Source organism: Flavobacterium sp. (assembly GCF_046293665.1).
Lineage (GTDB): Bacteria > Bacteroidota > Bacteroidia > Flavobacteriales > Flavobacteriaceae > Flavobacterium.
Genome location: NZ_JBKBOL010000007.1, coordinates 129071 through 143728, shown reverse-complemented (window position 1 = coordinate 143728; position 14658 = coordinate 129071). Strand labels below are relative to the sequence as shown.

11 protein-coding genes are annotated in these 14658 nt (G+C 37.1%); 5 read left to right on the top strand and 6 right to left on the bottom strand.

Annotation, left to right across the window (positions count from 1 at the left end; translation table 11 throughout):
- The first annotated feature begins 5 nt into the window (after positions 1–5).
- Both ACK4R1_RS11110 and rlmB read left to right on the top strand, forming a co-directional pair.
- On the top strand, positions 6–989 hold the full coding sequence (locus ACK4R1_RS11110; RefSeq protein WP_409686827.1) for a hypothetical protein: 984 nt from the start codon (positions 6–8) through the stop codon (positions 987–989).
- A gap of 61 nt (positions 990–1050) precedes the next feature.
- A complete protein-coding gene (gene rlmB, locus ACK4R1_RS11105) occupies positions 1051–1785 on the top strand; it encodes a 23S rRNA (guanosine(2251)-2'-O)-methyltransferase RlmB (RefSeq protein ID WP_409686825.1) in 735 nt (244 codons plus the stop codon).
- 115 nt (positions 1786–1900) lie between these two features.
- Here the strand turns inward: rlmB and ACK4R1_RS11100 are convergent, their stop codons facing one another.
- Entirely contained in the window at positions 1901–2665 is a 765-nt protein-coding gene (locus ACK4R1_RS11100) for a rhomboid family intramembrane serine protease (RefSeq protein WP_409686823.1), read from the bottom strand.
- 205 nt (positions 2666–2870) lie between these two features.
- On the opposite strand from ACK4R1_RS11100, the gene ACK4R1_RS11095 reads away from it, so the two are divergent.
- A complete protein-coding gene (locus tag ACK4R1_RS11095; RefSeq protein ID WP_409686821.1) occupies positions 2871–4148 on the top strand; it encodes a replication-associated recombination protein A in 1278 nt (425 codons plus the stop codon).
- 40 nt (positions 4149–4188) lie between these two features.
- Here ACK4R1_RS11095 and ACK4R1_RS11090 read toward each other — a convergent pair whose 3' ends face one another.
- Genes ACK4R1_RS11090 through radC form a run of 3 tightly spaced genes read right to left on the bottom strand, consistent with a single transcriptional unit; the run spans position 4189 to position 6314 of the window.
- Positions 4189–4938, bottom strand: a complete 750-nt coding sequence (locus ACK4R1_RS11090; RefSeq protein ID WP_409686819.1) for a hypothetical protein — start codon at positions 4936–4938, stop codon at positions 4189–4191.
- Between the two features lies 1 nt (position 4939).
- On the bottom strand, positions 4940–5623 hold the full coding sequence (locus ACK4R1_RS11085) for a YjjG family noncanonical pyrimidine nucleotidase (protein WP_409686817.1): 684 nt from the start codon (positions 5621–5623) through the stop codon (positions 4940–4942).
- A 1-nt stretch (position 5624) separates the two neighbouring features.
- Positions 5625–6314: a RadC family protein gene (gene radC / locus ACK4R1_RS11080; RefSeq protein WP_409686815.1), complete on the bottom strand. Its 690-nt coding sequence runs from the start codon at positions 6312–6314 to the stop codon at positions 5625–5627.
- Between the two features lie 50 nt (positions 6315–6364).
- Here radC and ACK4R1_RS11075 point away from each other — a divergent pair, with 50 nt between their 5' ends.
- Positions 6365–6979 (top strand): DUF1287 domain-containing protein, encoded by a 615-nt coding sequence (locus ACK4R1_RS11075; RefSeq protein ID WP_409686813.1) that lies wholly within the window; start codon positions 6365–6367, stop codon positions 6977–6979.
- 84 nt (positions 6980–7063) lie between these two features.
- Here the strand turns inward: ACK4R1_RS11075 and murC are convergent, their stop codons facing one another.
- Both murC and ACK4R1_RS11065 read right to left on the bottom strand, forming a co-directional pair.
- Positions 7064–8419, bottom strand: coding sequence for a UDP-N-acetylmuramate--L-alanine ligase (gene murC, locus ACK4R1_RS11070; RefSeq protein WP_409686811.1), 1356 nt, complete (start codon positions 8417–8419; stop codon positions 7064–7066).
- A 4-nt stretch (positions 8420–8423) separates the two neighbouring features.
- Positions 8424–9122: a tetratricopeptide repeat protein gene (locus tag ACK4R1_RS11065; RefSeq protein ID WP_409686809.1), complete on the bottom strand. Its 699-nt coding sequence runs from the start codon at positions 9120–9122 to the stop codon at positions 8424–8426.
- 374 nt (positions 9123–9496) lie between these two features.
- Between ACK4R1_RS11065 and ACK4R1_RS11060 the strand changes: the two genes are divergently transcribed.
- On the top strand, positions 9497–14524 hold the full coding sequence (locus tag ACK4R1_RS11060; protein ID WP_409686807.1) for a T9SS type A sorting domain-containing protein: 5028 nt from the start codon (positions 9497–9499) through the stop codon (positions 14522–14524).
- Positions 14525–14658: the final 134 nt, after the last annotated feature.

Sequence of the window (14658 nt, the reverse complement as noted above, 5' to 3'; positions counted from 1 at the left end):
ATTTTATGAAAAAAATATCAAATTATAAATATAACATCTTAGCAATACTTTGCCTAACAGCGCTATTTATTGCTTGTAATGATGATGTAGAAGATTTAGGAAGCAAAGTTAAACCTGTTTTAACTGCAGATGGACCAACCGCTATTACCGTTGCTGAAGGTCAAGATGCTGTCCTGTCTTTTAAACTAGATAAAGCCATAAACAAACCCATACAGTATAGGCTTGTTATGATAAATGATGAAAGTACTGCTACGGATCAACTTGACTATGTCATTCCGGGCTGTAGAAGCAACGATCCGGATTGTGTTGCTATTGAAGAAAATGGCGGACCGGTTGGCTATATTTTTGAAATCCCTGCCTATACTACTGAATACAGTGTAAATATCGCAACCATTTTTGATGACTTAGGAGAACAAACTGAAACACTAAAACTTCAAGTAATATCAAACAGAACACTACTCGGAACAGTTGATAATTTGTTTTTTGACATCACCATCACCAACTCCGTTTCTAATGACTTACATGTTAGATTAGATTGGGGCGGAACTTTCCAATCAGGTGGTGAAGAAATTGACAATTGCGATTTGGATTTAGATTTGGAATTATACAGCTCAGACTTTGATTTGTTAGATTTCAGTTATACCAACTGCCCGGAAGGCTTGATTCTAAGTACTGCAGATTTAGCTGATGGAACTTATTATTTATATGCAAGTCTTTGGACAACCGCCGGATATTTGGAAAATGTCAACATCCCGGCAAATATTCAATTTGTTAAACCGGGAACGGCTTTTAACCAAACTTACGATCTTTCCGGTTTCTTCCCGATGCAAGACGGTGGTTTAGATGATGGTAATCCAAACGCGGCCGTTGAATATACGATTATTAAGGCTGGGTCCATTTATACCATTACAAATAGCGATGGAGATACCGTGTTTCAAGGCAAACAATCAAACCACATCAAAAGCTCTAGACAAAAGAGTCGAAGATAAAGTTTTAAAACGCTTTCAAAACCACCAGTTTTCGCTGGTGGTTTTTTTATATCTTTGCGCCATGGAAAAAGAAAACCAAATCTTCGGAATCAGAGCCATTATCGAAGCCATCAGCGCAGGAAAAGAAATCGACAAAGTATTTATCCAAAGCGATGCGCAAAGCGAATTGATGCAGGAACTCATGAAAGCCATGAAAAAACACAGCATCAATTTCTCCTACGTTCCCGTGGAAAAATTAAACCGATTAACACCCAACAACCACCAAGGCGCAGTAGCCACGATTGCTCCAATCACTTTCGTGAAGTTAGAAACTTTAGTGGACAGTGTTGTCGAAAGCGGCAAAACGCCACTATTTTTAATTCTCGACCAACTAAGCGATGCCCGTAACTTCGGCGCCATCATCAGAACTGCAGAATGCACCGGCGTTGACGGAATCATTGTCCAAAAAACAGGTTCTGCACCAGTCAATGGCGATACCGTAAAAACTTCTGCCGGAGCCGTTTTCAATGTGCCCATCTGCAAAGTGGACCACATCAAAGATGCTATTTTTTACTTACAAGGCAGTGGTATCAAAACCGTAGCCGCTACCGAAAAAACAGAAGACAATATTTATAGCATTGACTTAAACCAACCCGTAGCCATCATCATGGGCAGCGAAGACCGAGGCATCAATCCATCAGTCTTGAAAATTGTAGATGAGAAAGCCAAATTACCCATGTTCGGAACTATCGGCTCCTTGAACGTTTCTGTGGCTTGTGGCGCGTTTTTGTATGAAACCGTAAGACAAAGACAGTAAGGAGCGAATGGCTTGGGATTAATCAGCTAACCATTTTCCCGCTATTCAATACAATAAAAAATGTCCCTATTCGGGACATTTTTTATTTCCATTACTATCGGGGCTAAACGGTAAATTATTCGATTGATTTGTTATCGTCTGTCGCTTCTTTAAAGTGATAAATATAATTGATGGTTGATGCCGGAATTTCTTCTTCAATTTCTTCTGGTTTTGGTGTATTTACGAAGTTTCCGTTGTCATCAAAATGCTTCATAAACATATCTTCCTCCGGATTGAATTCAGGTTTTTCCCAGTCATATTGAATCGTCTTTTTGTAATCGGGAGTTTTAAAAATAACAGCGAAAGCAAAACCGGTGATTAATCCGGCCAAATGACCTTCCCAAGAAATTTGCTTATCTACTTCGGGAAAAACATACCATATCATTCCGCCATACAACATTACCACTGTTAATGACAAAGCCATCAATCGGTAATATTGTGTCATCATGCCTTTGAAGAAAATAAAGGACACCAACACATAAATCAAACTGCTGGCTCCAATGTGAAAAGAGTTTCTACCTATAATCCAAGTAATAATCCCTGAAAGCAAAATCCCGTAACACAAAACCTTCAGTGAAACATCGCGATAGAAATAAATTAATGCTGTAGTCAAGATAAACAACGGAATAGAATTATTGGCAATGTGATTCAAATCACCATGCAAAAACGGACTAAACAAAACGCCTTGCAAACCCGAAAAAGTCCTTGGCAAAATTCCGTGTGAAGTCAAATCAATGTTAAAACTGTTTTCAAAAAAGAAAACCGACCAAATCAAAATCAGTAAAAAGCTTGGCACTATCCAAACCGATGGCGTAAACTTAAAATGGTGGTAATCGTTCATGGTTTTATTTTAAAACATACTTGTTGTCAAAAACACAGCCAAAATAAAAGTAGTGCTAATTTGTCATACAAATTTGAAAATTTGAAGATGAGATAATTTGAAAATTATCAAAATAACAATCTAATATAATTAAATTTGCACTATTCCCGACTTGAAAATCCTGACCATTTTCAAATCTTCAAATTGACACATTTTAAAATTAAAAATGGAAGCACCACTTGCCGAACGCATCAGACCGCAACGTTTAGAAGAGTACATCAGCCAATTGCATTTGGTGGGCGACAATGGTTCGTTGACCCAACAAATTGCCCGTGGTGTGATTCCGTCAATGATTTTTTGGGGTTCGCCCGGAACCGGAAAAACGACTTTAGCCCAAATCATAGCCAAACAAAGCAATCGTCCTTTTTATGAATTGAGTGCCATTAACAGTGGCGTAAAAGACATCCGCGATGTGATTGAAAAAGCCAAAACCAGTGGTGGTTTATTCACCGCCAAAAACCCCATATTGTTTATTGATGAGATTCACCGTTTCAGCAAGTCGCAACAAGATTCTTTATTGGCTGCGGTCGAAAAAGGTTGGGTGACTTTAATCGGTGCCACGACTGAAAATCCGAGTTTTGAAGTCATTCCCGCTTTGTTGTCACGTTGTCAGGTGTATGTTTTGAATCCGTTTTCTAAAGAAGATTTGTTGGCTTTGCTCAACCGTGCGATGAAAGAAGACCAAATCATTTCGGCTAAAAAAATAAAATTAAAAGAAACGGAAGCTTTATTGCGACTTTCCGGCGGTGACGGACGCAAACTATTAAATATTTTTGAACTCGTGGTAAACGCCAGCCCTGAAGGCCAAATTACGATTACCAATGACAAAGTTTTAGAATTGGTTCAGCAAAACACGGTACTTTACGACAAAACCGGCGAGCAACATTACGATATTGTTTCGGCCTTTATCAAATCGATTCGTGGCAGTGATCCAAACGGTGCAGTTTATTGGTTGGCCCGAATGATTGAAGGTGGCGAAGATGTAAAATTCATTGCCCGACGCATGTTGATTTTATCCAGTGAAGATATCGGCAATGCGAACCCGACAGCTTTTATCATGGCCAACAATACGTTTCAGGCCGTTTCGACTATTGGCAATCCGGAAAGCCGAATTATTTTGAGTCAGTGTGCGATTTATTTAGCCACATCACCAAAAAGCAATGCTAGTTATATGGCCATTGGCGAAGCCCAAGCTTTGGTAAAACAAACCGGCGATTTATCGGTACCGATTCATTTGCGCAATGCCCCGACTAAATTGATGAAAGAATTGGGTTATGGCGAAGAATACCAATATTCACATAATTACGCCAATAATTTTTCGGAACAAGAATACTTACCGGATGAAATTAAAAATACCAATTTCTACAAACCCGGCAACAATGCCCGTGAAAACGAAATGCGTACTTTTTTAAAGAATCGCTGGAAAGATAAGTATGGGTATTAATTGATAGTTTTAAGTCGCAGTCGCAGTTTTCAGTTCAATACTAAAACTTTACTTCTACTCTTTCCGACATCAATTTATCGTTTTGATAATATTCGAAAAACCAACTGCCATCTTTTGCAAAGAAAACCCCTTGTTGACTTCCTTTTGAGGCGATGAAATAATCTTTTAGAGAAGTATTATAAATTTTATACATCACTTTAGGTTCTGTATTAATCAATTGAAATCCGTTGGCAATAGGCTGAGCATACAATTGTCCGGAAACCAAAACTTTTGTGGGTTCAGTTGCCGGAATAGCCTTTTCTGAAGCAGTTCTAACTTCAGCCGGTTCGTCAATTTTTCCTAAGCTTTTTTCTTTAGGCTGACTGTCATTGTATTGGTAATTCAGTTGATCAAATGACTTGAAAGCTTCTCTTAAGGCTTCATTGTAGGCGGCAAAATATTCTTTAGTTCGGCTCGTACCAAATGCTGTCTCGAATACAACCCTATCATAGCAATCTTTCAAGACTACTTTTACTTTGGTTACAAACATAGTATTGTCTTCTGCCAAAGAAGCATAAAGTAAAGCACATCGGCTATTGGCTATTTCAACAGGTAATTCTTCGTTTGACAAATAAGATTTGAATTTATATTTCTGCAGTAAAAATTTTGTCGTCGTGTTCAATCGGTAACGATCATTTTCTTTTAAAAATTCGAACTTTATTGGCACTATTACATATTGATAATCATTGATGTTTTGCGAGTAAGAGGCAAAAGACAACAACAAAATCAGGGACAATACTATTTTTTTCATATTACAAAATATTTTTTAATTCCACTAAACGATTGATGGTAAGTACTTCGGGTATGTTATGGAAGTTTTTCTCATCAAACAAAATGGCTTGCATTCCGAAATCAATGGCTCCTCTGACATCAGCATCGATGCAATCGCCAATCATAATGGCATTTTCTTTATTGGTTTTGGCCAAAGATAGGGCAAATTCAAATATGTTTCGGTGTGGTTTTTTGACGCCGGCCATTTCTGAATTGGTTATCGTTTTAAAATAATTTCCCAATCCGGAATTGTTTATTTTTTTATACTGAACCTCAGCAAAACCATTGGTAATAATATGCAAATTATATTTCGGTGATAAATAATCTAAGACTTCAATAGCGCCTTCAAACAGCTGATTATTGTCGGGTAAAAAAGCAATATAATCATGTGAAATTTTATCGATAGCTTCATCTGAAATAGCATAACTCATGGCGTCAAAAGATTGCTTTAATCGTTGGTAACGCAATTCTTCATGCGTAATTTTATCTACTTGGTACAACTTCCAACACGCTTGGTTTATGGGTGCGTAAATTTCTATAAATTCGTCTGTATTAATAGATGGATGATGTACTTTAAAAATCTTGTCAAAGGCCAAAACAGAGTTTCTGTCAAAATCCCAAAGCGTATGATCAAGGTCAAAAAAAATATCGGTGATGTGTTTCATTTTAAAAAATGCCTTCGTCTTGAAAGCTCAAATAGCCGTTTTCGGTAATGATAATATGGTCGAGCACTTTGATATCCAATTGCTCTCCGGCAAATTTAAGTTTTTTAGTGATATCTCGGTCGGCATCACTAGCCAATAGTTTACCCGAAGGATGATTATGGGATAAAATTATTGCTGTCGCATTGTGCTCCAAAGCCATTTTGAAAATTAAACGCACATCGACTACAGTACCTGTGATTCCGCCTTTTGACAATTGTGCTTTATAAATCACTTTATTGGAATTATTTAAATACAACACCCAAAATTCTTCGTGCAACAATTCGCCAATGATGGGTTGCATAATGTCGAAAACCGCTTTGCTAGAAGTAATTTTTTGCAAGTCTACCGTTTCTTCTGCTCTTCTCCTTCTGCCTAATTCTAACGCTGCTGCAATGGAAACAGCCTTTGCCTCGCCTATTCCTTTGAATTCCATTAACTGTTTCTGTGACAATTTTCCCAAAGCATTGAGGTTGTTATTTACACTCGATAAAATTCTTTTACTTAATGAAACAGCGCTTTCATTCCGACTTCCGGAACCAATGAGAATGGCAATCAACTCGGCGTCACTTAAAACTGCTTTGCCTTTGAGCATGAGCTTTTCGCGTGGCTTATCGTCTTCAGCCCAATTCTTTATAGAGAAATTTTGTTCCAACGCAATACTAAAATAAAAGATTTATCGTTAGTTATTTAAACACTAAAAGTATGAAAACTTTTTATTTTTCGCTAATTTTACTTACATTTTTAACTTGTGGACAAAAAAATAATGATATCAATAATGGTGTTATTGAAGCAAAGCCCAACTCATTTGAAGAAAAACTAGCAGTGGCTGCGATTTCAATTATTGACCCGAATATTATTTACACACCAACTTATGTTGCTATAAAATACCCGAATGGCGATGTTCCTGCCAAAACCGGAGTTTGCACCGATGTTGTGATTCGGGCTTATCGAAAATTAGGGATTGATTTGCAAAAAGAAGTGCATGAAGATATGAAAGCCAACTTTTCTAAATATCCGACCAAATGGGGTTTAAAGAAAACGGACACCAATATTGACCACCGAAGAGTACCAAATCTGGAAACATTCTTTACTCGAAAAGGCAAAAAACTACCGGTTACCCAAAATCCTGACGATTACAAAACCGGTGAAATGGTCACTTGGATGATAAACGGAAAATTGCCGCACATTGGCATCATAACCCATAAAAAATCACCGGACGGCAATCCGATGATAGTGCATAATGTTGGTGGCGGACAAGTTTTAGAAGATTGCTTGTTTAGTTATGAAATTGTTGGGCATTTTAAATACGGAAACTGATTTGAAGATTAGTCAATTTAACTTCGTTCAGTTCAGGCTTTGCCCTCGGGTGAAGATTTGAAAATGATAAACTTAATTTTCAAATTAAGAAATTAAATTTTTCACCTCATCAAAGTTCAATCCGCCATAATTTCCTGAACTCATTAACAGCAACGCTGAATTGTTCAAATCATAGGAGAACAAAAAGTCTTTGAACTCCGCTGGATTGGTATAAATAATTAAATCATCTCGTTTGAACGATTGGGCGATTTGGTCATAAGTTACTTCCTCTAATTGTTTGATTTTAACGGCATCGGGAGAATAAAAAACCACGGCAACATCAGCTGCATCTAATGCGCCTTCGTATTCTTTTAGGAATTCGGCGTTCAAACTACTGTAAGTATGCAATTCTAAACACGCTACTAATTTTCTATCCGGATATTGCGATTTAACCGCTTTGGTTGTTGCGGATACTTTACTTGGCGAATGGGCGAAATCTTTGTAGGCTACTTTGCCTTTGCTTTCGGCAATTTTTTCCAAACGTTTGGATGCGCCTTTGAAACTGGCAATGGCTTCGTAGAAATCGGCTTCGTCTACACCCATATTTTGGCAAATCCATTTGGCGCCAGCTAAATTATTGAGATTGTGTGCTCCAAAAACTTCAATTGGCATTGGTCCTTCAGGCGTATCTAATAAAGTTGTTCCGTCTTTTACGGTATAGCTTGGCGTTTGATAAGGCAATCTTCGAATGGTATTGGTACTTTCTTCAGCTACTTTTTTAACAGTTTCGTCTTCTTCGTTATAGACTAGAATGCCGCCTTTGGTAATTTGGTTGACAAAAATTTCAAATTGCTCTACGTAGTTTTCAAACGTTGGAAATACATTGATATGATCCCATGCAATGCCGGAAAGCAAGGCTATATTAGGTTGGTACAAATGAAATTTTGGTCTTCTGTCGATGGGTGACGACAAATATTCATCGCCTTCTAAAACGATAAAATCATTGTCATGCGTGAGATGAACCATGGTATCAAAACCTTCTAATTGGGCACCGACCATGTAATCGACTTCGATATTGTGAAAATGCATCACGTGCAAAATCATGGAAGTAATGGTCGTTTTCCCGTGTGAACCACCAATGACCACTCGGGTTTTATTTTTGGATTGTTCGTATAAAAATTCGGGATAGGAATAAATTTTGAGTCCGAGTTCTTGTGCTTTCAACAATTCAGGATTGTCTGCTTTGGCGTGCATTCCTAAAATAATGGCTTCGATATCGGTTGTGATTTTTTCGGGAAACCAACCCATTTCGGCAGGTAACAATCCTTTCTTATGTAATCTTGATTTGGAAGGTTCAAAAATAGCATCATCGCTTCCGGTAACTTGATATCCTTTGTTGTGTAAAGCCAAGGCTAAATTGTGCATGGCTGCGCCACCAATAGCTATAAAATGAGTTCGCATGTTTTTATGACTTGTTTTTTTCTTGATAGGTTTCTAAGACTAATTTGGCTTTTTCGGGCTGGTTCATTTTGTTTTTGTACAAATTAGCCAATTTTTGATAAGAAGTTTTAGAACCGCCAATTTCAATGGCTTTTTTATAATTACTTTCGGCTTCTTTGTATCGATTAAAATATTCTGCTATGCGTCCTTTGGACAAATAGCCATCTACGAGAGAAATTTTGAATAACTCGTCTGAATATTTGTGTGCTTTTTTTTCACTTCCTCCTACTATTCCGGGTAATTCTAAATACAATTCAATTAATGCCCAGCGCGCTTCTATATGATTAGGATTGAGTTGAATGGCTTTTTCAAAAGATGATTTGATGTCATCAATCATTCCCAAAGCTTTGAATTTATTAGATTCTTTGGCTTTCATCCCAAGACAGCCACCGTATTTGTAATGATAATTGGCTTCAGATGGCTTGAGTTTCCTCAATTTGTCATAATAAAACATGGCATTAGTCCATGCTTTACTGGCGCCTTCAATGTCACCTAAATACTCTAAAGTTTTTAAATCACTTGGTTTTTCTTTTAGAATATTCTCAAAGATGGGTTTGGCTAAAGCATGCTTCGACTGGTGAAACAATTTCTCTGCTTTTTCAAAATCGGATTGTGAAAAGCCCATTAGTGGAAGTAAAAAGATGATTTTAAGAATAAGTTTCATTAAACACTTTCGGTTTTATAGAGTAACAAATATAGGTATTTTATAACATCTGCCCGATCTGAATTAACATATTAAACTAAAAGAATACTCTGATGAAAACCATTAAGCCTGAGTACCACAGATCCATTTCTGTTAAAACTATCTTTCAACAGCAAAAAAACACGATAAAGTGCATCTTTAAAATATCGTAAAATCCTGTTTTTAAACAACTTACAAGCGTGTTTTTTGACCATATACCTTTGTAAAATTCATAAAAACACTCGAAAAGTGGTAGTTAATCGATTTTTGAAGCAATACAACTAAAAAGATAACCATCTGAAAGTAGGCACTTTAAATTTGTATCAGTATTAACAAAGTTTAAAATTCATCGCCCTATGAAAAAAAACTACATACAAAGAGAGAATAGATTTTCACTAGAATTATTTTTTTCAAAAAAATACATCCTACTTCTAGTTGTGCTTTTACTTTTAGGAAGCCAATCTTCAACAGCGCAAACTGCCGGCCCAAACAATCCGAGTTCTGGGACTTTTATCCCCGGTGCCAATGTTGATTGGACAAATTCAGGTAACATCACTAATACTGGAGATACTAATTATGCCACAGCTATTTTTAGTGGTGCAGCAAATACCGATTATCTTTTAGGTAGCAATTATGGCTTTGCTATTCCAACAAGCGCTATCATAAATGGAATTGTAGTAAATATTAGAAGAAGCACTAGTAGTACAACTGGTGGTAGAGTTACAAGAGATAATGATGTTTATTTAGTAAAAAACGGAGTGATTGTTGGTGTTGACAAAGCTACGACTACTGCTTATACAACTTCATTAACTATCGCTACTTATGGATCTGCTACAGACACTTGGGGTAGCACTTGGACGCCTGCTGAAATTAACGCTGCCAATTTTGGTGCTGTACTTTCTGTAAATGCCAATAATAGTTTAACTGCTACTGTTGATTATATAAGGATAACTGTTCATTACACCATGATTGGTTTTTCTCCCTCTAGCGCTTGTATAGGCTCTAATGCCTCTGTAGTAATTACCGGAAATCATATTGCCGGTACCACCGTTGTAAGTTTTAACGGAACGAATGCCACTTTTATTCAAAACAGCAATACACAAGTAACTGCATCTTTACCGGCCGGAGCTACTTCAGGAACAATCTCCTTAACCACTACTCAAGGAACAGGAATCAGTTTAGGCACATTTACAGTTAATCCACTTCCTATTGTTGACCCAATAACCGGAAACACAACCGTTTGTCCGGGAGCCACAACAATGCTATCCAATACAAGTTTGGGAGGAAGTTGGAGTTCAGGATCAACCAATATCGCTACTGTAAATGCTTCCGGAGTTGTAACAGGAATAGCTTCGGGTAACACTATAATTTCCTATACTTTAACTGATGCAAACGGTTGCTCATCTTCCACTTCTATAAACATAACTGTAAATACTGCTCCAACAGTTAGTGGTCCTAGCCAAATATGCATAGGAAGCACTGCTCAATTATTGCCCAATTCAGGCGGTTCATGGATTAGCAATGATGTTACAAAAGCCAGTATAGATAATTCGGGAACAATAACCGGTTTGAGCTCCGGCTCTGTAACTTTCACGTTTACAGACAACAACACAACTTGTTTCAACACTACAAGCCCGATAAGCATTCCTCAACAAATGTTTATAGAAACACAACCAAATCCATCTCAAAATATTTGTGAAAATGGTTCAGCCTCAATCTCAGTTATAGTCAATGGTGATCTTTTAAACTACCAATGGTACAAAGGACCAACTGCTTTAATTAATGGCGGCACTATTTCAGGTGTAAACTCTTCTAATCTGATTTTTAATCTGATTACTCCGGCAGATTCGGCTACGGATTATTATTGTGTAATTAGTAATGGATGCGATACTGATTTAACTACTAATCAAGCTGCAATTAATGTAAACAGTCAGAGTGTTGGTGGAACTGCTTCCATTTCATTACCAAATGTTAGTCCGGTTGTTAGAACAACAACTGTATGTCATTTTGGTTCCGGAACTGTTTATTTAAGTGGTCATACCGGAGATGTTGTTCGTTGGGAATCTACTACCAATGGCGGTACTACATGGACACCAATTACGAATACGACTACTGCTCTTACTTACAGTAATATTACTCAAACAACCTTTTTTAGAGCAGTAGTTCAGAATGGTGTTTCTTGTAATTTGGCTTATTCTTATATTGCTTTAATTGATGTTATTCCAAATATTAGACCTACTCCTGTGACAGCAACTCCACAAACTATTTGTGTTGGCGGTTCTTCAGTATTGTATTCTGAAAGCGGATTTTCAACCAGTTCTTATTTAGCCAATGGCGGAACTTTTAGCAATGCCAACCCTGATAATTGGTTGGTAGATGGTTGTGGAAACTGTTTGAATGCCGGTGGAAGTAATACTGCAGAAGGACCTTTCAGACTGAGTGCAACTAATGGCGGAACTTATTCAGGAATTAACTATACTTCGATTGGAAAATTTGCTATAGCTAATGGAAATTTTAACTCCATTATGCAAACACCGATTTTTAATACTTTTGGATTGAGCTCAGCAAGTTTAAGCTTTAATCATGCATTCAATTTGCAAACCGGAGCTTCTGTTTCTATTGAGTTGTCTTTAGATGGTGGAACTACTTATACTGTTGTTTTGGCTTCTTTTACTGGAGCAAGCACCAGAACTCCTTATAATGCCTTTCCGAATCAAACTATTGATTTAAGTAGCTATATCGGGCAACCTAATTTAAGAATCCGATTTGTATATAATGGAACCGCTAACAGTTCATGGGCTATTGACAATATCTTAATCCCGGAAACGCCTTCTAATCTTACTACACAATGGGTTGATTCGATTACCGGTCAAGTAATTAGCAATACTTCATCTGTAAATGTAACTCCAACAGTTACTACAACTTATGCGGTTACTTCATTTTTAAATGGTTGTACCAGTTATGGCCCTGAAGGAACCACTTATATCACCGTAAATGTAAATCAAAGACCAACAGCAAATATTGGTCCGAATCAAACCATTTGTTCAGGTAGTCCGGCAACTTTTAGTATTGCTTTAACAGGTGTTGCTCCTTGGAGTATAACTTACAGCAATGGATCAACAACTACAACGGTAAACAACATCAATACTAATCCGTATGTTTTTAATGTTAATGGGATAACCACAAATCGAACATTTACAATCACTGCTTTAAGTGACTCAAGATGTACAGCAAATGCAGCCGGAATGACCGGATCAGCCGTAGTTACCGTTCTAAATGGAACCCCGGGATTATGGACAGGAGCTGAAAGTACAGATTGGTTTGATTGTAAAAACTGGGCTGGCGGAATGCCATCGGCTACTGTCAATGCTCAAATTCCGGCCGGTGCCGTGAGAATGCCACTTATTGATCCTTCAACCTCTAGTTTTGCTGCTTTGTATAGTAATATTGCCAGAGCACAAGATGTTATCATAGCCAATACAGCATCATTAACAATGGCTACCAACTCCAATTTATACGTTAGTAGAGATTGGAGAAACAGCGGAACATTTACACCGGGAATGGGAACAGTAACTTTTAATAGCGCAACAGTTAATCAGGTTCAAACTATAAATACCGGTATAAAAACCAACGAAACATTTTACAATTTAACGCTTAACAATTCTAATAGTGCCCGAGGAATCAGTTTGGTTAATCATTTTGAATTAACTGTTCAAAATCATCTGTCATTATTAAATGGTGATTTGCGCTTAACCGGCGAAGCACAAATAGTACAGAATGGCACAACTGCCAATCCATCGAGTGGAACCGGTAAAATTTTAAAAGACCAACAAGGAACACAAAGTAGTTATCATTACAATTACTGGTCATCGCCCGTTACTACAAATGGCACAAACTATTCCATTAGCGGTGTACTAAGAGATGGTTCAGATGCTGCCGTAAATCCTTTTAACCCAAGTGCTTTGAACTATGGTGCGGATGTTAATTTTGCAGACGGTGCCTTAACTTTTCCGGCCAAATTAAGTACCGGTTGGATTTATAAATTTACAAGCATTAGTACAGTTTATGCCGGATGGCAACATCTGGGAAGTACCGGAACTGCAAATCCTGGTGAAGGTTTCACTATGAAAGGAGTAACCGGATTAGGTTCGGCTTCGGCGGAACAGAATTATGTTTTCGTAGGCAAACCAAATAATGGAAACATAGGTTTAAACATTAGTTTGAATCAATCTTATTTGGTTGGAAACCCTTATCCTTCTGCCTTGGATGCTGACGAATTTATCAAAGACAATATTAAAGATGGAGATGGAAGAGCCGCAACCAATGTTTTTAACGGAGCGTTGTATTTCTGGGATCACTTTGGAGGACAAACTCATATTTTAGGTCAATATGTTGGTGGATATGCCACTTATACTTTGATGGGAGGCGTTGTTGCATTATCAAATGATCCTCTGACGGCTAATAACGGTGCAAATGGAACAAAAACTCCAAAAAAATACATTCCTGTAGCCCAAGGTTTTTTCATAGGAACAGGCACCACTACGGATTTGACCGGAAACAATCCAGGTTTAAGCACGCCTGTGACCGGAGGAACTATTACTTTTAAAAACAGCCAACGTGCTTTCAAAGCAGAATCGGTAGCAGACTCTCAGTTTTTCAGAACTCAGAATGGTTCAGAAAATGTAGACTCCGTTAATGACGAAAGACAGAAAATAAGATTACTATTTGAGGCTCCAAATCAATTATACCGACAAATTTTAGTTGGAGTTGATCAAAATTCAACCAATGCGTTTGATATTGGTTATGATGCAGCGATGATTGATTTAAATTCTGATGATTTATACTGGAATATAAGTAATGGGAAATTCACTATTCAAGCAGTCCCAAATTTTAATGCTGAACAAATAATCCCTATAGGAATCAAAACCTCTATTGAAGGATTAAGCAGGATAAAAATTGCTGAATTAGAAAACATTTCAGAATCAACGGCTATTTATATCCATGACAATGAAACAGGAATTGATCATAATCTCCGCAATAATGACTTTGTTATTTCTTTGCCAATTGGCGAATACAATAACCGATTTTCATTGCGCTTTTCCGGACAAACTTTAGGAGTAAATACACCAATAGAAAACAATCCTATTATCTATTTCACCAACAATGACAGTAGTCTTAATATTAAAAATACCGATTTAAATTTGAATTTAAAATCAGTAACCCTTTTCAACTTATTAGGGCAATTAATTTCAACTTATCCTATTGAAAACAACAACCAACAAGAGATAAAGATACCTATTATTAATATAGCAAGCGGAACATATATCGTTAAAATCAGCGATAATTCTAACAAAAATTTTAGCCAGAAAATTGTGAAAAACTAAAAGTCAATTCTTATTTATATAAATTATCGCTAAAGCGCTTTTTCAAAGTGCTTTAGTTTTTTCAGAATTGCTTTAAAAAAGCATGGATACCTGACAATTATTCATGAAAAAGCAGTATAATACTAAAAATAATA